The 19,934-nt window shown below is 48.6% G+C and carries 14 protein-coding genes, 2 pseudogenes and 2 riboswitches; of the genes and pseudogenes, 12 read left to right on the plus strand and 4 right to left on the minus strand.

Annotated features, from left to right (window positions below; translation table 11 throughout):
• The first annotated feature begins 157 nt into the window (after window positions 1-157).
• On the plus strand, window positions 158-1,207 hold the full coding sequence (locus A0V43_RS16430) for an NAD(P)/FAD-dependent oxidoreductase (protein WP_020754705.1): 1,050 nt from the start codon (window positions 158-160) through the stop codon (window positions 1,205-1,207).
• A gap of 103 nt (window positions 1,208-1,310) precedes the next feature.
• On the opposite strand, the gene A0V43_RS16435 is transcribed toward A0V43_RS16430, so the two are convergent.
• The 3 genes from A0V43_RS16435 to metE form a co-directional block, all read right to left on the minus strand.
• Window positions 1,311-1,775: a DinB family protein gene (locus A0V43_RS16435; RefSeq protein ID WP_063193571.1), complete on the minus strand. Its 465-nt coding sequence runs from the start codon at window positions 1,773-1,775 to the stop codon at window positions 1,311-1,313.
• 255 nt (window positions 1,776-2,030) lie between these two features.
• On the minus strand, window positions 2,031-2,471 hold the full coding sequence (locus A0V43_RS16440) for an acyl-CoA thioesterase (protein WP_063193572.1): 441 nt from the start codon (window positions 2,469-2,471) through the stop codon (window positions 2,031-2,033).
• A complete protein-coding gene (gene metE, locus A0V43_RS16445; protein ID WP_063193573.1) occupies window positions 2,462-4,738 on the minus strand; it encodes a 5-methyltetrahydropteroyltriglutamate--homocysteine S-methyltransferase in 2,277 nt (758 codons plus the stop codon). Before metE ends, A0V43_RS16440 begins: the two co-directional genes overlap by 10 nt.
• Window positions 4,739-4,877: 139 nt before the next feature.
• A riboswitch (cobalamin riboswitch) is annotated at window positions 4,878-5,067 on the minus strand.
• 112 nt (window positions 5,068-5,179) lie between these two features.
• Between metE and A0V43_RS16450 the strand changes: the two genes are divergently transcribed.
• From A0V43_RS16450 to A0V43_RS16490, 10 genes and pseudogenes are all read left to right on the plus strand, one after another.
• Window positions 5,180-6,838 (plus strand): IS1634 family transposase, encoded by a 1,659-nt coding sequence (locus A0V43_RS16450; protein WP_063192544.1) that lies wholly within the window; start codon window positions 5,180-5,182, stop codon window positions 6,836-6,838.
• A gap of 852 nt (window positions 6,839-7,690) precedes the next feature.
• Window positions 7,691-7,768 (plus strand): annotated as a pseudogene (locus A0V43_RS21070) (helix-turn-helix domain-containing protein); the annotation flags it as partial.
• Window positions 7,751-8,206: a helix-turn-helix domain-containing protein gene (locus A0V43_RS16455; RefSeq protein WP_369770202.1), complete on the plus strand. Its 456-nt coding sequence runs from the start codon at window positions 7,751-7,753 to the stop codon at window positions 8,204-8,206. The pseudogene A0V43_RS21070 and the gene A0V43_RS16455, both read left to right, overlap by 18 nt.
• A gap of 68 nt (window positions 8,207-8,274) precedes the next feature.
• Window positions 8,275-8,940, plus strand: a complete 666-nt coding sequence (locus tag A0V43_RS16460; protein WP_063193574.1) for a response regulator — start codon at window positions 8,275-8,277, stop codon at window positions 8,938-8,940.
• Window positions 8,941-8,949: 9 nt separating this feature from the next.
• Window positions 8,950-10,055: pseudogene (locus A0V43_RS16465) on the plus strand (sensor histidine kinase).
• Window positions 10,056-10,157: 102 nt separating this feature from the next.
• Window positions 10,158-11,093 carry an ABC transporter ATP-binding protein gene (locus A0V43_RS16470; protein ID WP_063193575.1) on the plus strand — a complete coding sequence of 312 codons (936 nt, stop codon included), beginning with the start codon at window positions 10,158-10,160 and terminating at the stop codon, window positions 11,091-11,093.
• Window positions 11,094-11,130: 37 nt separating this feature from the next.
• Window positions 11,131-12,234, plus strand: coding sequence for an ABC transporter permease (locus A0V43_RS16475; RefSeq protein WP_063193576.1), 1,104 nt, complete (start codon window positions 11,131-11,133; stop codon window positions 12,232-12,234).
• A 1-nt stretch (window position 12,235) separates the two neighbouring features.
• Window positions 12,236-13,381 carry an ABC transporter permease gene (locus A0V43_RS16480; protein ID WP_063193577.1) on the plus strand — a complete coding sequence of 382 codons (1,146 nt, stop codon included), beginning with the start codon at window positions 12,236-12,238 and terminating at the stop codon, window positions 13,379-13,381.
• A gap of 210 nt (window positions 13,382-13,591) precedes the next feature.
• The gene (locus A0V43_RS16485; RefSeq protein ID WP_063193578.1) at window positions 13,592-14,335 is read left to right on the plus strand and encodes an N-acetylmuramoyl-L-alanine amidase family protein; all 744 of its coding nucleotides are present in this window, start codon (window positions 13,592-13,594) and stop codon (window positions 14,333-14,335) included.
• A gap of 125 nt (window positions 14,336-14,460) precedes the next feature.
• Complete coding sequence (locus A0V43_RS16490) at window positions 14,461-15,789, plus strand: S8 family serine peptidase (RefSeq protein ID WP_063193579.1); 1,329 nt, start codon at window positions 14,461-14,463, stop codon at window positions 15,787-15,789.
• Between the two features lie 17 nt (window positions 15,790-15,806).
• On the opposite strand, the gene A0V43_RS16495 is transcribed toward A0V43_RS16490, so the two are convergent.
• On the minus strand, window positions 15,807-17,762 hold the full coding sequence (locus A0V43_RS16495; RefSeq protein ID WP_063193580.1) for a lipoteichoic acid synthase: 1,956 nt from the start codon (window positions 17,760-17,762) through the stop codon (window positions 15,807-15,809).
• A gap of 447 nt (window positions 17,763-18,209) precedes the next feature.
• Here A0V43_RS16495 and A0V43_RS16500 point away from each other — a divergent pair, with 447 nt between their 5' ends.
• Window positions 18,210-19,547 (plus strand): TrkH family potassium uptake protein, encoded by a 1,338-nt coding sequence (locus tag A0V43_RS16500; RefSeq protein ID WP_063193581.1) that lies wholly within the window; start codon window positions 18,210-18,212, stop codon window positions 19,545-19,547.
• Between the two features lie 150 nt (window positions 19,548-19,697).
• Window positions 19,698-19,837: riboswitch (cyclic di-AMP (ydaO/yuaA leader) on the plus strand.
• Window positions 19,838-19,934 lie beyond the last annotated feature (97 nt).

The following is a 19,934-nucleotide window of genomic DNA, read 5'->3' on the forward strand; positions in this document are numbered from 1 at the left end:
CCGCAGTGATTTGTTCCTGCCTTCTTGCAAGAAAGAAAGGGTGTCCCGTTGCGTTGGGGACACCCTCTTTGATGATGAAGTTGTCATCCGATTAGGAAGTATGGTACATTTAATGATAATGAAAATCGTTTTTAAATCAGATGCGGAGGGAACAGTGATGGCCGATTTGTACGATGTCACCATTATCGGCGGCGGACCAGCGGGATTGTATGCATCGTTTTACAGCGGGCTGCGTCAAATGAAGACGAAGTTGATCGAGTACCAGCCGCAGTTGGGCGGCAAGTTGCATGTCTACCCGGAAAAGTTTATTTGGGATGTCGGAGGGCATGCGCCCATTACAGGAGAACAATTGATGAACCAATTGATCAAGCAGGCGCTGTTATTTGACCCAACAATCGTTTTGAATGAAAAAGTCACGGCCATCCTACGCCAACCGGACGGCACATTTTTGCTGCAAACCGCTTCAGGAGCGCAACATTGGTCCAAAACGGTCATTGTAGCAGTCGGAAGCGGCATCATCAAACCGAAAAAGCTGGACATCGAAGGGGCGGAAACATTTGAGGTGACGAATTTGCATTATACCGTCAAATCGCTCCAGCGATTTAAAGGGAAAACCGTGATCATTTCCGGCGGCGGCAATTCGGCGGTCGATTGGGCAAACGAGCTCGTGCCGATCGCCAAAACCGTTTATGTCACCTACCGAAACGAAGAGTTCAAAGGCCATGAAGCGCAAGTTTCACAGCTGCTTCACAGCGGGGCGGTTTGTTATTTTCATACATCGATTACGAAACTGATTGCTGATGCCCGCCATCATGCCATTGAGCAGGTCGAGCTGACCAACCATGCGACCGGTGAGGTCGTCCATCTGCCCGTGGATGAGGTGATCGTCAGCCATGGTTATGAAATTGACACTTCGCTTCTGAAAAACAGCCCTTTGCATATCGAAATGGTGGATGACTACTATATCGCGGGCAATGCGAACAGCGAGACTTCGGTGCCGGGGCTGTATGCGGCGGGCGACATTTTAAAGTATGACGGCAAACTTCATCTGATCGCCGGAGCTTTCCAAGACGCCGCCAATGCAGTCAACAGTGCCAAGCGGTTCATTGATCCATCAGCGGAACGATTTGCCATGGTCTCCTCTCATAACGAGCGGTTTCAAGAGAAAAATCAAGCGATCATCGAGCAGTTGATCAAGGGGGTATAGGGAGCAGGGTGAAATACCTTGCAATGAATTTCTTTTTCAGGTTTGGCAGACAAAAATAAGAAAGGGGTGTCCCGTTTCTGTCTGGGATCCCCCTTCGTTAGTTTTAACCGCGTTTGACAAAAAGCGGTAAGTCCGTATGCCCCATGCCGCGGACGTAGACGAACAGCTGGCCTTTATGATGAATTTCGTGATCCATTGCCATTTGCAACAACTGCTTGGCTGGAATTTGAATGCCGAAAATCGATGTTAAATCGAGCGTCCGGTCGAAGTCGTCATCGCTCATCGATTCGATGAGCTGCCTCGTTTTTTCCGTATATGTTTCCGCCAGCTTGGCCAAATTCGTCTCCGGTTCCTCGATTTTTTGCCGGAACAGCGATGGATCGCCGTGTTTTGCCGTATTAGCGAAATTGTAGAAGCTGAACAGCATATGCGTCGCCAGCTGCTTCGCTGTCATCGAGGTCGGCGTCGGTTTGTACTCATAATGCGCCTCGTCGATTTTGTGGATCAGTTCCAGCGTGACACGGCGGTGCGAAAGGAAATATTGCACCCATTGTTGTGCGCGGGACATGGCCATTCCTCCCTTTGGTTATGGACTTCTATTTTCTATTTTACCATAAAGGCTCTTCACCAAAAGTTGTACTTGATTTTTTCTGAACATACCCTATTTACGCTTGTGAGGGAAAATCAACAAGTCCGTGATTTTTGCACATCTTTGTGCAGGAAACCGTATTGCTTGTCAAGTACATGTTGTGGTGAAGAGCCAAAAAGAAAAACGATTTTGTCCTTGACAAAATCGTTTTTCAACAGTCTGGGGTATAAATATTTATACCTTATTGTTTTGCTGATACAGTTGTACGATTTGTTCCTCCTGTTCGCTAATGATGACTTTTGGAACAGGCGTCGGTTTTTTGTTTTGATCGATGGCGACCATCGTCAAAAAGCATGTAGTGGTCAAGTGATGTTCGCCTGTAAATAAATCTTCTGTTTCGACTTTGACGAATACCTTCATGGATGTGCGTCCAGTCGAGTAGACGAATGCTTCGAGTTTTAAAATATCGCCTACTTTCGCGGACGAAATGAAATCAACTTTGTCGATCGAAACGGTGACGACCGCTTTTCGTGCATGGCGCATGGCGGATATTGCTGCAATTTCATCAATATACGCTAAAACGGTGCCGCCAAAAATCGTGCCAAGATGGTTCGTATCAGAAGGCAAAACGAGCCGCATTTGAATCGTTTTTGATTGCTCGACGCTCACTTCCATGACTTCATCCCTCCGTAAGCCAAAAGTCGCTCCCGGTATTCGTGTGCGGCTTCCACCATCGCTTTGAGTGCGGCAATTGCTTCTTTTTCTTTTCGCGTTTTTAATCCGCAATCGGGATTGACCCAAAATTGTTCTGGACGAAGGACGCGAAGCGCTCGCTCGATTTGTTCGCTTATTTCTTTTTTTGTCGGAATGCGTGGGCTGTGAATGTCATAAACCCCTAAGCCGATTTCTTTTTTGTACTCATATGTTTCAAATGCAGCAATAAGCTCACCATGGCTTCGCGATGATTCAATGGAAATGACGTCGGCATCAAGTTTATCGATGACATGCATCATCTGTTCAAACTGTGAATAGCACATATGGGTATGAATTTGCGTTTCCTCTTTCACTGATGAGGTAGCAAGACGAAACGCCATAACGGCATCTTCCCAATAGGATGCGTGTTTTTCCTTTTTCAATGGCAATCCTTCCCGCAATGCTGGTTCATCGACTTGAATGATGCGTATGCCTTTCGCTTCCAAGCGCAACACTTCTTCACGAATGGCCAAGGCGAGCTGTGTCAGCACATGTTTTCGTGGAATGTCGTCGCGAACGAACGACCAGTTTAACATGGTTACAGGGCCTGTCAGCATGCCTTTGACAGGTTTATGGGTCAGCGACTGGGCATATACCGTTTCTTCTACGGTCATCGGTTGTTGGTAGGACACATGGCTAAAAATAATGGGCGGGCGAACACAACGTGATCCATACGATTGTACCCAGCCGTTTGTCGTGCATGCCATGCCTTGCAGCTTTTCACCGAAAAATTCTACCATATCTGTGCGCTCAAATTCCCCATGGACAAGCACGTCGAGCTGCAGTTGCTCTTGAATGTCGATCCATTTTGCGATTTCTTTCTTTATAAAGGACTTATATTGATGATCGTTCCATTCCCCTTTTTTCCACTTCATCCGAGCTCGGCGCACGTCGCTCGTCTGCGGGAAGCTGCCGATTGTCGTTGTCGGCAACAGCGGGAGTTGCAAATGTGATTGTTGTATCTTTCGTCGTTTGCTGTAAGGTGTTCGGCTTACCGGAACGGCTGTGATCTCGTTTATTTGTTCTTGTTGTTTGCGGAACTTGGCTAAATTACTGTTTGTTTGTTCGTCGTATTGGATTAGCTTGTCGATTGTTGTGTTTCCTTTCATATATTCTGTCAGCATACGTATTTCATCTAATTTTTCATCGGCAAATGATAAAGCCCCAGCGAGCTCCGGCGGCAGTGAATGTTCGTGTTTTGTCGTGACAGGGACGTGCAGTAAGCTGCAAGACGGTTGAATGATCAGTTGTTCAGCAACGTTTGCTAGATGGTGAAGGAGCGTCGCTTTTTGGGCAAGCGAACTTTTCCATACATTGCGGCCATCTACAATCCCAGCAACTAATATTTTATCTTTCGGAAATCCATAGGTGTTTATGTTTTTCATGTTTTCGCCATTATCATGTACAAAGTCAAGCCCAATGCCTGCGACAGGTAAAGCAACGATTTCACGATAATGCGACACGCTATCAAAATATGTTTGTAAAATAAGGTTTATATTTGGTACACCGCGATGAAAAACTTCATATACATCACGAAATGCATCGACGATGTCATCGTCTATATCTTGGACGAGAATCGGTTCATCGATTTGGACGAATGACACGCCCGCTTCGCTTAGTTGTTTGAATAATTCTACATAAACAGGAACTAATCGTGCGAGATGTTTGCGCCACTCGTGTCGATCGTATTGCTTAGAAAGCAAAAGAAACGTAATCGGTCCAAGCAACACAGGTTTTGTTTCTAAATCGAATGTTTCTTTTACAAGGTTGTATTCTTTCAATAGGCGATTCTCCACTAATCTTGGCTTTGTTTGTCCAATTTCAGGCACGATGTAATGGTAATTTGTATTAAACCATTTCGTCATTTCAAGCGCATGTTGCCCATTTGTCCCGCGTGCCATCGCAAAATATTGCTCAAGTGTATCGTCTATTTGTTGAAATTGCTCTGGAATATATCCAAACATGAATGCTGTATCTAATACGTGATCGTATAAAGAAAAATCTCCAATTGGAATGAGATCGATTCCTTTCTCCATCTGTTTACGAATCGAATCAAGTCGAATCGCTTCCATCATTTTGGTGCATTGTTCTTTGGTGATCTGCCCATTCCAAAACGATTCTAACGTCTTTTTCCATTCTCTTTTCTCCCCAATGCGTGGATACCCTACATTTGAACTGCGGATGAACATGTGGAAGCACCTCCAGTTATTTGATCCCAATCAAGCAAAAAACCCTCTTCCAACGGAAGGAGGGTATAACTAGCTTGTATTGAGATACGTGAAGTGCCTCAATATCATATGTCCTCACTCCTCCCTATGACGCGTAGGTCGAAAGTGCATACAACAGGCAGGTCTCCTGACTTAGCTTCATCGCTGTTTATCTCCTTCCCATTTCAAATGAAACAGTGGATTGTGATAAACAGCTCTGCATCACAGTGGCGCGACCGTGTTGGATTTTCACCAAACTTCCCTTTTAAGGTTCACCGCATGTGTGAACCACCTGTTGCGTGAACTGATTATTTGGTTGTATAACTCACATTTCGCACCCTTCCGACGAAAATCGGGAGGATTTTTTGTTCCGATGTCGAATGAATCCTTGACACACAAGGAATGTAAAGGAGTTTTTCTCTCATGAATGTGAAAGTCAAAGGGATCTGTCGTAATGATTATTTGAATATAATAAGTGTTCTAGTCAAAAAGCTGGACATCCCCCGCTTGATTGACCATCTTGTCCCCGTCGATCCACAGTGCCAAACACGAGTCAGCGATGCCGTTCAGGCCATCCTTTACAATCTATTTGACGGCCGGCAAGCCCTGGTTCACTTAGAACGATGGGCTCAGGAGATCGATTTAGAGAAACTCATCCGTCCCGGTCTCCAACCTTCCTGGTTGAACGACGATGCCTTGGCTCGTCATCTCGATCGCTTGTATGAGGCCGATATTCACAAGGTCATCAGCACTTGCTTGATTCATATTTATCGCAAAGAAGGCCTTTCCCTCCGAGTCTTTCATGCCGATACGACGGACAAGACGGTTTACGGAGCCTATGAATCGGCCTCGTTGGAGGCTCTGCAGATCACACATGGCTACAACCGCCATCATCGTTGGCAAAAACAGATCGGCTTTGGACTGGTCGGCAACGAGGACGGCATCCCGTTTTACGGCGATGTGCACGACGGCAATCGATCGGATAAGGCGTGGAATCCTGAGGTGCTGTCGCGGATCCACGAACAGTTTAAACAAGCCAAGATCGACGATGAGTGGATTTACGTGGCCGATTCCGCCGCGATGACAAAAGACACCTTGGCGCAGACCAAAGCCGCCCGTGCCTTTTTGATCACCAGAGGCCCTTCATCGCTCCGGATCGTGAAACAGGCGCTCGCGGAGGCCGATTCGCCTCACATCCCGTGGAGCAAACCCTTTACCCTAGCGGAGAGAAACGGCGCTACGTATCGGGTATGGGAAACGGCCTCGACCTATGAAGGCCACTCGGTTCGGCTGATCGTCGTCGAATCGAGCGCCCTCGACCAGCGCAAAGGAAAGACGCTCGAAAAAGAGCGGGTCAAAGAAGCGGAGCTTCTTTGTGAGGAACAAGTCCGTTGGGAGCGCCACCCCTTCTCCTGCCGCGAAGACGCCGAACAAGCCTTGACGTCCCTCAAGGCGTCCCTTCGCCCTCGGTTTCATCGAGTGGAGGCCGCGGTCGAAGAGATCGTGCGTCCGAAAAAACGGCGCGGACGGCCGAAAAAAGGGGCGGAGCCCGAGACGGAGACGCTGTACACCCTTCGCCTAAACGTCGAATTCGACCAACCGGCATGGGAACAGGCAAGACGGAAAGCGTCCCGGTTTGTCCTCGTCACGACCGTTCCGAAGGAATGGAAGGGCCAACAAATGGATGCCCAAGAGATCTTGAAGCTGTATAAAGGGCAAATCTCGGTGGAAATGAACTTCGCGTTTTTGAAAGATCCGTTTTTCACCGATGAGATTTACGTCAAAAAACCGGAACGGGTCGCCGTATTGGGCTATTTGTTTCTGTTGGCCCTAGCGATTTACCGCGTTTTTCAGCGCCGGGTGCGCCAGTTCATCACACCCGAACGTCCGTTAAAGGGTGCGGGAGGCCGCAAGTTGACACGGCCAACGGGACAGGCGATTTTTCAGCTGTTTCAATATGTGAACGTCATCCTGCTGGAGCTGCCAGACGGGCGCATCCAACGCGCACTCGATCGCCCCCTCAACCCGGACCAGCGAAGGATTCTGCAGGGATTGGGCATGGATGAGAGCATCTACGTGTAACGTGATACGGAACGACCAGCGATGGTAAAAAAAGGATTGCCATCGCTCGTTGTGTTGGTCAAAAAGTTATTCTGAAAAACTAAATAAAAAATCCTTCGTTTTGACCTTGTTAGGGTGCGAAATGTGAGGTATAAAATTTAGAATAAAAGAATTTTTGGCTCTTCACCACAACATGTACTTGACAAGCAATACGGTTTCCTGCACAAAGATGTGCAAAAATCACTGATTTGTTGATTTTCCCTCACAAGCGTAAATGGGGTATGTTCAGAAAAAATCAAGTACAACTTTTGGTGAAGAGCCGAATTTTTTGTTTTTTTCAACTGAAATGTTTTTGTGAAGGGGTTTTAAGAGGTATAACGGCATAGTAAGCAGGGATATTTTTTGAGTTAATATTAGTATTTTATGTAAAAATATGTTTTTGTGAAAATGCAGGACTGACGTGTGATTTTCATCCCCGGGTGGAGGGCAAAGTGCGCTGCCCATGGAACTTTTCTGCGAAAACAAAACACCGTTTCTTGTACATTCTTTCAGAAAGCCTTTTCCCTCTTTTCTGAAGAGTGTGCTAAATTTTTTGTGAATTGTTTCGGAGGCTCTTCACCAAAAGTTGTACATGATTTTTTCTGAACATACCCCATTTACGCTTGTAAGGGAAAATCAACAAATCAGTGATTTTTTCAAATCTTTGTGCAGGAAGCTGTATTGCTTGTCAAGTACATGTTGTGGTGAGGAGCCGTTTCGGGCGGAAATTTCCATTTGTTTCAAAGATGGGGAGGAAATTTGATCAAGTTTCACGACTTTGTCATTGACATTCAAATGTATATGGATGGTGGGAAAGACGAGGAGGAGATCCAGATGGATAAGTCGATGAGACACGACATCGCACTGTTTCGGTACAGGATGATCGCTCCGTTGGTGAATGGGCACCTCGACCTGCCTTCCGTTTTGCCTATTCGATCGAGCTTGGCTCTGTTCCCATGTCTTGATCCGACAGCTACTCTTGGCAACACCGGACGCATCCCAGCGTCGACTCGGTTCGGCCTGCTCTTGCTTTGGTTCATTTCCTCTGTGGCAACGGAAAAAATCGCCCTTATTCATTACAGAAATCTTGTGCTCCTCTCCCCCTTAAAGGAGTGGGAGGAAGCGCAATATGGTATAATTTTCTTGACGATTGGAATGCGCCAAGCCTGTTCCGTCCGTCTCTATCCGACAAAAGAACAGGAACCGTATATCCGGAGCATCATAGGATGTTGCCGATTTGTGTACAATCATTTTCTCACTCGCTGGACAGAAGGCCGCCTTGAAGGCATATGTTTGTGTGCACGAATGGTCCACGTTGAAAGAATAGTTCCTCCGGTTTTGGAAAGATGAAAGTAAACCATGAAAATCATGCACGCGAGGTAGTGGACAGGCGTCATGATGAAAAGGGGTGGGTAAAGATGGAACATCACTCTTCGTCCCATGTTCCGCGCATAAAAGTGCTCATCGCCGATGACAATCCTTTTGTCCGCGAAGGGCTGCGGATCATCTTAAGCACGTATGACGAGTTTGATGTCGCCGCGACTGTAGGCGATGGGAAAGAGGCAGTGGAATATTGTCGACATCATGAAGTTGATGTCGCGTTATTGGATGTGCGCATGCCGAACATGAATGGAGTGGAAGCGACAAAGCTTCTATGCGAGCAGACGAAGACAAAGCCGCTCATCTTGACGACGTTTGATGATGATGAATACATTCTAGACGCCATTCAATACGGTGCAAAAGGATATTTTTTAAAAAATACGGACCCGGAACGAATCCGCGAAGCGATCAAAGCGGTGTATCACGGCCAAGTGGTGATGCAGGAGATGGTGATGGACAAAATTAAGTCCAACTTAAAAGAAGAAGCAGAAGCAGCGCCGAAAATCGATAAAAGCCTGTTTACGGAACGAGAGTTGGACATTATGGCGCTCATTGCGAAGGGGCTTTCGAATAAAGAGATTGCCAAACAGCTCTTTCTCTCCGAGGGAACGGTGGCCAATTACATCACCTCGATTTTGGACAAAACCGGACTGCAACATCGAACGCAAATTGCTGTTTATTACTTGACGGGAAAAATCGGCTGAGGGGACGTTATGGAATCGCTGCTGATCATTTACAAGCTGATTGTATGGGGCTATGCGGCATTCGATTACATTTCATCGAAACAGCAAACGGGAGCGGGCTTTGTTCTCGTCTCTCTGATCTATTTTTGTCTTCAGCTGTTTGCCCTGATCGTTCGGCATATGAGGTGGAAAAAGGGAGCGGCGTTTGGTTCCGTTGTTCTTCTCGTTCTAGCCGCCGTCTTTGTGGAGCCGTTATGGGCGTTGTTGCTGCCTCTCAATGGGTATGAGCTGGCCTCCGTGTATATCCACCGAGTTTGGGGATCGGGGCGGTGTTGTTGACGCCGATGATTGGGCTTCGTCCGTTGGAGGCGAAATTATACGGTTTGGTGGCCTTGTTCAGTCTTGCGAGTGTGACGGCAGTCAAGCGGCATATCGAGCGGATCGAACAACAAGAAGATCGTCTCGACGAGATGCGCCATGATTTGCATCGGCTGACAAGAAGGATCAGCGAATATCATCAATACATCAAGCAGTCGGAATATACGTTGCAGTTGGAAGAACGGAACCGTCTGTCGCAGCGCATCCATGATCAAATCGGCCACTCGCTCGCGGGAGCGCTCATTCAGATGGAGGCGGCCAAACGGTTGATGGATGGGGACCGCGACAAGGCGAAACAACTGTTGGAAAACGCCATCCATATTTCCAAAGAAGGCATGGAACAAATCCGGATGACCTTAAAACAGATCAAGCCACCGCTCGAGCAAATCGGGCTGAATCGGGTGAAATTATTCATTGAAGAATTTTCCGCCCAACATCATCTCCCGGTTCCGCTCGTATGCAAAGGGGATTTGGATGTAATTACACCAATCCAATGGAAAGTGATTTATGAGAACATTGCTGAAGCGTTGACGAATGCGAGCAAATACGCTGAGGCCACGGCCATTGCCGTTGAAATTCACGTGTTGAATCGAGTCATCAAGGTGGAAGTGAAAGATAACGGGAAAGGTGCGGCCAAGATCAAGAAAGGACTTGGGATCATCGGCATGGAGGAGCGGGCGGCCTCTGTTCATGGCACGGTCATTGTCGATGGAACGAACGGTTTCTCTGTCACGACGTTGCTTCCGATTCATGAGTAAATCGTGAATTTTCTCATGTCAACGAGATGAATTCCTGCACTTACAGGAGTTCATCTTTTTTTCTATAATCCATAATACCAAGCATGGAAAGAAGGTGGAACGATGAACATGTTAGAGATCAAACAAGTGACCAAAAAATTTGGTGACTTCATCGCTGTCGATCATATGTCTCTTACGGTTGCCGAAGGGGAAATTTTTGGATTCCTCGGAGCCAATGGAGCAGGAAAAAGCACAACCATCAATATGATTGCCGGGCTGTTGCGCCCGAACGCGGGAGAAATCAAGATTCTCGGCAAGGACATCGCCAAGCATCGCCAGTTTGCCAAACGGCATATCGGCATTGTTCCCCAAGAGATCGCCATCTATGAAAATTTAACGGCGTATGAAAATGTTGAATTTTTTGCCGGGTTGTATGGACTGCGCGGCGCACAGTTGCGCCAGCGGGTGGAAGAGGCGCTCGAGTTTGTCGGTTTAAGCGATAAGCGCAAAAGTTATCCGAAACATTTCTCAGGAGGGATGAAGCGGAGGCTCAATATCGCCTGCGCTCTTGCCCATCGGCCGAAGCTCATCATTATGGATGAACCAACTGTCGGCATCGATCCGCAGTCGCGAAATTATATTTTGGCTTCGGTCAAAAAGCTCAATGAGATGGGATGTACGATCATTTATACAAGCCACTATATGGAGGAAGTGGAGGAGATTTGCACACGGATCGCGATCATTGATCATGGAAAGATCATCGCCGAGGGGACAAAGGAACAGCTGGAAGCGATTATCACCGATACAAAAGATATTTGGCTGGAAATTAGGGGGATGGATCGGCTCAACAAGCAACATCTTCAAGACATTCCCGGGGTCAAGGCGGTGCAATGTGAAGAAAATATGATCAAAATCAGTTCGGATATCAGTGTCAATAATTTAAACGAAATTGTGCAATGCCTGATCCATGACGGCGTCGAAATTCGTTCGCTGGAAGACAAATCACCGAATTTGGAAACGGTCTTTCTGGCGCTGACGGGGAGAAATTTGCGGGATTAGAGGTTTGAAGTGTCATCATGCGAAGGAGGTGCTTCTTTTGAATATTTTTCGCATTGCAGCCAAGGAAATCAAAAGTGATTTTCGTGATGTCCGGACGCTGTTTTTTATGATGCTGTTTCCGATCGTACTGATATTCATCTTAGGAACAGCCCTTTCCAACGCGTTTCACTGGACGATTTCCGTCGATGATGTACATGTCTTGTACAACGATCAACAAGCAGGGCCGTTGTCGCCGTATATTCAAACGATGATCCAAGCCGCGAAGAAAGCCCACATCGATTTTCAAAAGGCATCCGACCATATAAAAGGAACGAAAGCGGTGCAGGAAGGAAAAGCGGATGGATACATCGAGATCAGCCCGCATGGAGTGGAGTTGTACACCAATGAGCGCAACAAGATCAAAGGAAGCATTGTAGAGGGGGTGATGGCCGCGTTTGTCGGCCGATATCAGCTGGCGATGGCCGTTTCCGAGGTGAAGCCTGGTTTTGTTCCATCCAATACACGTGTGCATGATGAGTATATTCAAGAACGGTCGCTGCATTCCAAGCGCAAACCGGGAGCGATGGATTATTATGCGGTGGCGATGACAACGATGATTGCGTTGTACAGCGCATTGCCGGGCAGTGCGTTGCTGCGGGGGGAGCGGACGCGGAAGACGGCTGACCGCCTTTTGGCTGCTCCTGTTCGCAAAAGCGAGATTTTTATTGGAAAGCTGGCCGGGAACGTAGCGGCGAATTTTCTTTGTGTTGTGGTCGTCATGTTGTTCAGCCAATGGGTGCTTCATGCCGATTGGGGGCATCACGTCAGCCTCGTATGGCTGCTTCTGTTGACCGAGGTGGTATTGGCCATCAGCTTTGGTCTAGGGATGAGCTATATGGCAAGGACGGAAGGAGCGGCGCGAACGATTGCGATGGTGATCATTCAGCTGTCTACCTTTTTCGGCGGCGCTTATTTTCCGATCGATGAAACAGCATGGTATGCTCATTTGTCTCCGCTTTCTTGGATGAATGACACGATTTTCAAAATCGTGTACGCGAACGATTTGTCAAGCGTCGTTCCTACTATGCTGCTGAATATCGGTATAGCGGCGCTGTTTTTAGTGGTGGCCGTCGTGTCGGTTGCGAGACGGGAGGGATTATAAGGTGAATGACGTCATCTGGTTGGTGAAATATACGTTAAAGCGGACGTTTCGTCGGAAAATGAATTTTTTGCTCTATTTCGGCACCCCTTTGGCCGCGATTCTGTTGTCCTTGTTTGCTTACGGAGGTTCCCCGGCCAAGGATGTGCGCATCGGGGTGGTCAATGAGGATCATGGGCGGGTTGCCGATGATGCGATCCGTTTTCTGAACAATATTGATCATCTATCCGTGAAAAGCGTAAAGTTGTCAGCGGTGGACGACCAAATCACCTCGCAAAAGGTGGATGGCGTGCTGATTTTCCCCCAAGGGTTTTCCGAAAGCGTTCAGCACGGCCAGCCCCGGCCGATCGAACTTGTCTCGCTCAAGGGAGCGGAAATCACGATGTTCATCAAGTCGTACTTGCATGAATACATCGATCATCTGGCGACATTGGGGCGATTGGCCAATGGGGATCGCGATCTCTTTTGGAAGATGTATGAACGGTATCAACAAGCGCCGTTCCGCTTGTCCGTTCACTCGCTGTCCGACACAGCCAAACAAAAAGGGGTCACGTATCAAACGATCGGGTATTTGGTCTTGATTATGTTGCTGTCAGCGGGAAATTTGACGGAGATCATCATCAAAGAAAAAGAAGAGCGCACCTATTCTCGTTTATTAACGACGCCGATTCAGGCGAGAACGTATGTGTTATCGAATATCGTGGTGAATTTGTTGATTATGACGGCACAAATCATCGTGACAATCGCGGCCATGAAGAACATCTTTCATATTGATCCTAATATTCCGATGTGGCAAATGGCCCTGGTGCTCCTGCTTTTCTCTTTATCCGCAATCGGCTTGTCTTTGATTACCGTGATGTTTGCGAACAGCTCCGCTTCCGCAGGGGCGCTGCAGCCCTTAGTCACGGTGCCGACGTGCATGCTGGCCGGCTGTTTTTGGCCGGTCGAGCTGATGCCGAAATTTTTGCAAAAAGCGGCGTATTTTATACCGCAGCGGTGGGCGCTCGATTGTTTGGTAAAGCTGCAGGAGGGGCGCTCTTTCGGAAGTTTGTATTGGCATCTGTTGATTCTTCTCGCCTTTGCGCTGACCTTTTTCCTTCTGGCTGTTTACAAGTTCAGTCGAAGCCAAGAGAGTGGACAGTTTGTATAATGCCCAGCGGTCTATGTTTTCTTGTACGGCTGTGTGGGGGGCTTTCATCATATCGAACAAGTCGATCAGCGGAAATGTCAGGTGCAGTCGTTTTTTTGACTGCGCCTTATTTGTTGGCCTTGGGGAAGTATCTATGGCATTTTGGAGTGCCACGCTTATGCTAATAGTGCCATATTCCGAAACGACGAAGGATGTGAAAGGAGAAGAAAGATGGTTAAAATTTTTCTCGATCCAGGTCACGGTGGGAACGATACCGGCGCGGTCGGCAACGGGTTGTTGGAAAAAGACATTACGTTGTTTATCGCTCTTGAAATCAACCGTCTGCTGCAAAATGAGTATGAAGGAGTTTCCGTGCAGCTAAGCCGGACAAAAGATGAAACGGTGTCACTTGATGAGCGGACAGACCGGGCCAATCAATGGGGGGCGGATTTATACGTCGCGATTCACGTGAATGCCGGTGGCGGCACGGGGTATGAAGATTATATTTATGATCGGCTCGATGACGATTCGGCAACAGCCCGCATTCGTGATGCCATTCATGAAGAAGTCGTCAAAGCTACGGGATTTCGCGATCGTGGGAAAAAGAAAGCGAATTTTCATGTGCTGCGGGAGACCGCGATGCCAGCCGTGCTCACGGAGAACGGATTTATTGACCGGGAAGAGGATGCGAGAAAACTGAATGATACCCGTTTTTTGCGCATGGTCGCCCGCGGGCATGTGAACGGGTTGGAGCGGGCGCTTGGGCTGCGGAAGAAACCGAATGCTCCGAACGATCCTCCGCCAAGCAGGCCGGACGAAGGAGGGGGACAGGCGCCAAGTGGGAGTGATTTGACGCGCGTCATCGTGGATGGGACGCAAGTCGGGGCATTTGCGGAGAAGGAAAATGTGCTGCGCCAAGTGGAGCGTTATTTAGGAAAAGCAAAATACATTGTGTTGGAGCGGATTGGAATGTAAATAAGAAAGGCTTGCCTAGTTTTCGCTGGGCGAGCTTTTTGTTTGTTTGTCTTGGTGAGCTCGCCGCTTCTTTCGCGATCTTTCCCTCATATGAGTATAGCAAAACACGCAAGGAGGGGAAGAATGTGTTCACCTATTCGATCGTGCAGCTCGCTCGCCGCCATGCAGGGCGGCTTGACCGTCCGCTTCGTCATGCGCTCGTCAACATGTACCAGCCGATGATGCGCATGCCGTGCATTTTTCAGGGTTGGGTGGAGCGATGGCTGAGGAAATGGCGGACGATTTCCGTCTTGGTTGAAGTCGAAAATGCTGAAGGGATGGAGGCAGTGGCCAAGGCGGAACGCGATCATTTCCGTATGAAAGTACGCCACCATTTTCGCCATGTTCCCTTCTACAGCGCACGGGTGACGCCGGCAGCGATTGAGCAGCTGCTCGAGCATCCGAAAGTGAAAAAAGTGTACCTCAATCGGCAGGTCAAGGCGCTGTTAAACAATGCAGTCCCATCGGCCAATGCCAAACATGTGGCTGTCAACGGAACGGAGTTAAGCGGAAAAGGAGTGACGATCGCCATTGTCGACACAGGCATTTACCCGCACCCGGATTTGGAGGGGAGGATTGCTGCCTTTGTCGATTTTGTCAATGGGCGCACAACCCCGTATGATGACAACGGCCACGGTACGCATTGCGCCGGCGATGCGGCCGGAAACGGGCGCATGTCGGACGGGCTGTATGCCGGCCCGGCGTATGAGGCAAACCTCATCGGCGTTAAAGTGCTTAATCGTTCAGGGAGCGGGACGTTGGAAACGATTATGCGCGGCATTGAATGGTGCATGGATTACAATAAGAAAAACTCGACTAAGCGAATCCATATTATTTCCTTATCGCTTGGAGGGGAGCCGCAGCCGTTTCCGATAGAAAATGATGATCCGCTCGTGCAAGTCGCGGAGCGGGCGTGGGATCAGGGCATTGTCGTCTGTGCGGCGGCAGGGAATGAAGGGCCGAATTATGGGACGATTTCAAGCCCGGGCATTAGCGACCGCATCATTACCGTCGGTGCTCTTGACGATCATGATACGGCGGCAACGCGCGCCGACGATGAGGTGGCGTCGTTTTCGAGCCGAGGGCCGACCGAGTATGGGGTGACAAAACCGGATCTCGTCGTTCCCGGGGTCAACATTATATCGCTTCGCGCCCCGCGTTCATTTCTTGACAAGATGAATAAGCAAAGCCGGGTCGGTGACCATTATATATCGATGTCCGGTACATCGATGGCGACGCCGATTTGCGCCGGCATTGTCGCGTTGATGCTTCAGGCCAAACCAAATGCAACGCCGGATGAAATCAAGCAGGCGTTAAAAGACGGCGCCGATTTGTGGAAAGGGCGCGACCCGAACGTATATGGGGCGGGTTACGTGAATGCGAAGCGGGCCATTGAGCAACTGCTGCAGCGCTAGAAAAAAGAGGGAGGCGATCATTGATCGCTTCCCTCTTCACGGTTATTGTAATCATATTTTGACGGATCGACCGGCTTGAAGCCTTTCGGTGTATAGAACCGGAGCAAATCGCCGTAGACGACTTTATCCGATAGGTCAAGCTTCGTACGGACGATTTGTTCGAGCCGCTGAATTTCCGGCGTGCTTTCAAGAGGTTCGCCTGTTTTCGTGTCATAGTACTTGCCGTTGACCGCTGTCACCTTCGGCGTGACAAAGTCGCCGTTGCGGAACGGAACGATTTCTTGATGTTCAGGTGACAGCAAATCCGTTCCAAAATGGACGTAATTTTTTGTATCAATGCCCAGCAGGTGCAAGACCGTCGGCAACAAATCGATTTGGCCGCCAAACTCGTGCATGACGCCGCCTTTTATGCCCGGCACGTGGATGAACAGCGGCACCCGCTGCAATTGCGCATGTTCATACGGCGTAATTTCTTTTCCTAAAATTTGCGCCATGGCTTTGTTATGGTTTTCGGAAATGCCGTAATGGTCGCCGTACAAAATGATGACCGAGCGGTCGTACAGACCCGATTTTTTCAAGTAGTCAAAGAACTCTTTCACTGCTTCGTCCAAATAGCGTGCCGTTTGGAAATACCGGTCGACCGAGCCGTCGCCTGTCGTCGCCGGCGGGATCGTCGCATCTTCCTCGCTGATCGGGTACGGGAAGTGGTTCGACAGCGTAATAAATTTCACATAGAACGGTTCTTTTAATGTTTCTAACAGCGGGATCGACTCCCGGAAAAACGGTTTGTCTTTCAGGCCGTAGTTCAACACGTCCTCATCGTTCATATCGTAGTAGCTGGCGTCAAAGAAATGGTCAAAGCCGAACGACTTGTAAATTTCATCGCGGTTCCAGAACGTTTTGTAGTTGCCGTGGAAGACGGCGCTTGTATAGCCGTATTGGTGCAAAATGGCCGGAGCCGCCTGATACGTGTTTTGTCCTTTCGTCGTAAAGACAGCGCCTTGCGGCAAGCCAAACAGCGAGTTTTCGAGCATAAACTCCGCATCCGACGTTTTCCCTTGTCCTGTTTGATGGAAGAAGTTATCGAAATAGAACGTGTTCGGATCGCGGGTGAGCGAGTTTAAGAACGGGGTGACTTCTTCACCGTTCAACTTATAGTTAATCACAAAGTTTTGCAGCGACTCTAAATGAATGTAAATGACGTTTTTCCCTTTCGCCACGCCGAAATATTTCGGGTTCGGTTTGGCATACGTCGCCTGCACATAGTTCAGCACAGTCGTGATGTCGCTTTTGTTTGCGAACGCCCGCTGCGTCGATGATTTCATGCTTTGGAACGCATCGTAAATCAAATAGTTGTACACGCCTAAATATTTGACGATATAGTTGCGGTCAAACGTTCTTGTCAAGAGCTGCGGGCGGTCGGTCTCAGCGAGCGCCAAGTTGATGCTGAACATAAGAATGGCCGAAGCGAAAATGGCGCCTTTTTTGAATCGGCCGGCCTGCACTTCCGGGAGCGAGAATCGCTTCGAGAAAACGATCACCGCCAAAATGATCGTATCCAAGAAATAGAACACGTCATACCAGCGAAGCAACTCCCAAATGCTTCTGCCGAGATCGCCGAAGTTTTTCGTTTGCGTCAACGTCGGGAATGTAATAAAATCGCTGAAAAAACGATAATAAACGATATTGGCGTATAGAATGAACGATAAGATGAAATTAATAATAATGAGCCATTTGTACACACGCGTTTCCTTGGCCAACAGCGCCAACCCAAGGAAGAATACCGCCGAGCTGATCGGGTTGATGAACAATAAAAACTCCTGCATGGAGTTGCTGATGCCAAGGTTAAATTCCGCTAAATAGGCGGCGTACGTCTTCAACCAAAATAAGAGCACGGCAAAAATAAAAAAGCCGATGTATTGGTTAGGGAGAGAACGACATTTTTTCAACCATTTTTCCCAAATTGCCTTCACGTCCTCTTCTCCTCCTTTGCCTCGTATTCTTAACGATGTTTCTATGTTTATATCAACAACCGTTGCCCACAGCAACAAACGTTTTATTCTTACATGATTTTACATCGGAACGTCTCCATGTCAAGTAGCATAATACGTCTGCTGCCAAAAGTCAATGGAATGTTTTTATGGGACTGGTGCAAGCCCCCTTCCGCGCTTCAATGCTTGTGTGGCCCCAGTCGGACTGCCATTCGCCATTCATATAGACGAACGGAGACGGAAAAGGTTTCAATGCATCCACATTCTTGAAGCCGGTGGCCACGCCCTTTATCCATTTTATTATGCAGAAAGAATGCCTATGATGAAAATGGTTTGAGTACCCGAACAAGCTTGTTTTTGGTATATTTTTTCTATGCATCATCCACAACGATACGGGATTGGATGAAGAGAAAGGGGTAAGCCATGTCAATGAATTCGAAAGGCAAATTTTTTGATCCGCCGAAAATTCTCGTGTCCGGATTTGCACTCATTATTTTGATTGGAGCGCTGCTGTTGACGCTTCCTGTTGCGACCGTCGATGGAAGGGGGCTGCCGTTTTTAGACGCCTTGTTTACAGCGACTTCCGCGACGTGCGTAACCGGACTTGTCGTCGTCGACACCGGGACGACGTTCACGTTGTTCGGCCAGCTGGTCATTTTAGCGCTGATCCAAGTGGGCGGGCTTGGATTTATGACATTTGCTACGTTGTTTGCCTTTTTGCTCGGCAAGCGGATTTCCTTGAAAGAGCGGTTGTTGCTGCAAGAGGCGCTCAATCAGCTGAGCATCGAAGGGATTGTTCGGCTCGTAAAACGCATTCTCGTTTTTACCGTCGTCATTGAGGGCATCGGCGGATTGCTATTGGCGATTCGTTTCTCGTTCGATATGCCGTTTTGGAAAGCCGTTTACTTTGGGTTCTTTCATGCGATTTCCAACTTTAACAACGCCGGCTTTGACTTGATGGGCGAATTTCGCAGTTTGACCGGCTATGTGGAAGATCCGGTCGTGAGCCTTGTCGTGCCGATTTTAATTATACTAGGCGGCATCGGATTTATTGTCATGAATGAAGTGTATGAGTACCGGCAAACACGGCGGCTGTCTCTTCATACGAAGGTGGTGGTCATCACGACGGCATGGCTGCTAGTGGCCAGCATGGCGCTCATATTGCTGCTGGAGTGGAATAATCCGAAGACGATGGGGCCGTTGTCGCTCTCAGGCAAGTTTTTGTCCGCGTTTTACCAAGCGGTCACTCCGAGAACGGCGGGCTCGAATACGCTTAACATCCCGGATTTGACGCAACCGACGCTGTTTTTGATCGTTTTTCTTATGTTTGTCGGCGCTTCCCCGGGTTCGACGGGCGGAGGAATCAAAACCACGACCTTTACGACCTTGCTCGGCGCGGTTTGGTCGCAAATCCGCGGGAAAGAGGATGTCATTTTATTTCGGAAACGGATCGTGTACGATACGGTGTACAAGTCGCTGACCGTGACAATGAGCGGGCTGTTTATCGTCATGTTTGTGACGATGGTGCTGACGATCACCGAGCGCGGAAAAGACTTTCTCATGATTTTATTCGAAGCGACGTCGGCGTTTGGAACCGTCGGGCTGTCGATGGGACTGACTCCGGAGTTGTCTCCGCTCGGAAAGGTGATCATTGCCTTGACGATGTTTGCCGGCCGCGTCGGCCCGTTGACGATCGCTTATGCGGTCACGCTGCGCCGTCAGCCTGATCCGTTCCGCTATCCGAAAGGGAAAATGATGATTGGATGAGTGAAAAACAGAAAAATGTCAGGAGCGTGAGCGAAGGGGAAATAATAAAGAAAAAATAATCCCAAAAGCCCAGAAACTCGCTGTTTTCCCCCTTTTTCAAGGTTGGCGGAGGGACAAGCAAAGGAGTAAGATATGGAAGCAAGAATAATTTGATACGATGCGCTGAATCCGGCATGGAGCGGGGGACCCAATCGTTGCAACGCTCGTTGCTAGGGGTGAATCCGAAAGGACGGGCATCTCTCCAAGCCCGAACCCGACAGCTAACCTCGCAAGCGCTTTGGGGAGGGACGAGTATGGCTTTAGAACATTTGTAGCCGTTGAGTGCGTCCTCAGCGGTTTTTTCTTTTGAATCGATGAGTCAACTCTTATGCTTTAGGGAGGAACGGA

Source organism: Geobacillus sp. JS12, assembly GCF_001592395.1.
Classification (GTDB): domain Bacteria; phylum Bacillota; class Bacilli; order Bacillales; family Anoxybacillaceae; genus Geobacillus; species Geobacillus zalihae.

Bases quoted from the DNA above. Each gene is read 5' to 3' on its own strand.
- A0V43_RS16440 (WP_063193572.1), bottom strand. From the start codon at position 2,471: ATGGAAGTGAGCGTCGAGCAATCAAAAACGATTCAAATGCGGCTCGTT.
- A0V43_RS16430 (WP_020754705.1), top strand. From the start codon at position 158: ATGGCCGATTTGTACGATGTCACCATTATCGGCGGCGGACCAGCGGGA.
- A0V43_RS16470 (WP_063193575.1), top strand. From the start codon at position 10,158: ATGAACATGTTAGAGATCAAACAAGTGACCAAAAAATTTGGTGACTTC.
- metE (WP_063193573.1), bottom strand. From the start codon at position 4,738: ATGTTCATCCGCAGTTCAAATGTAGGGTATCCACGCATTGGGGAGAAA.
- A0V43_RS16460 (WP_063193574.1), top strand. From the start codon at position 8,275: ATGGAACATCACTCTTCGTCCCATGTTCCGCGCATAAAAGTGCTCATC.
- A0V43_RS16450 (WP_063192544.1), top strand. From the start codon at position 5,180: ATGAATGTGAAAGTCAAAGGGATCTGTCGTAATGATTATTTGAATATA.
- A0V43_RS16435 (WP_063193571.1), bottom strand. From the start codon at position 1,775: ATGTCCCGCGCACAACAATGGGTGCAATATTTCCTTTCGCACCGCCGT.
- A0V43_RS16485 (WP_063193578.1), top strand. From the start codon at position 13,592: ATGGTTAAAATTTTTCTCGATCCAGGTCACGGTGGGAACGATACCGGC.
- A0V43_RS16500 (WP_063193581.1), top strand. From the start codon at position 18,210: ATGAATTCGAAAGGCAAATTTTTTGATCCGCCGAAAATTCTCGTGTCC.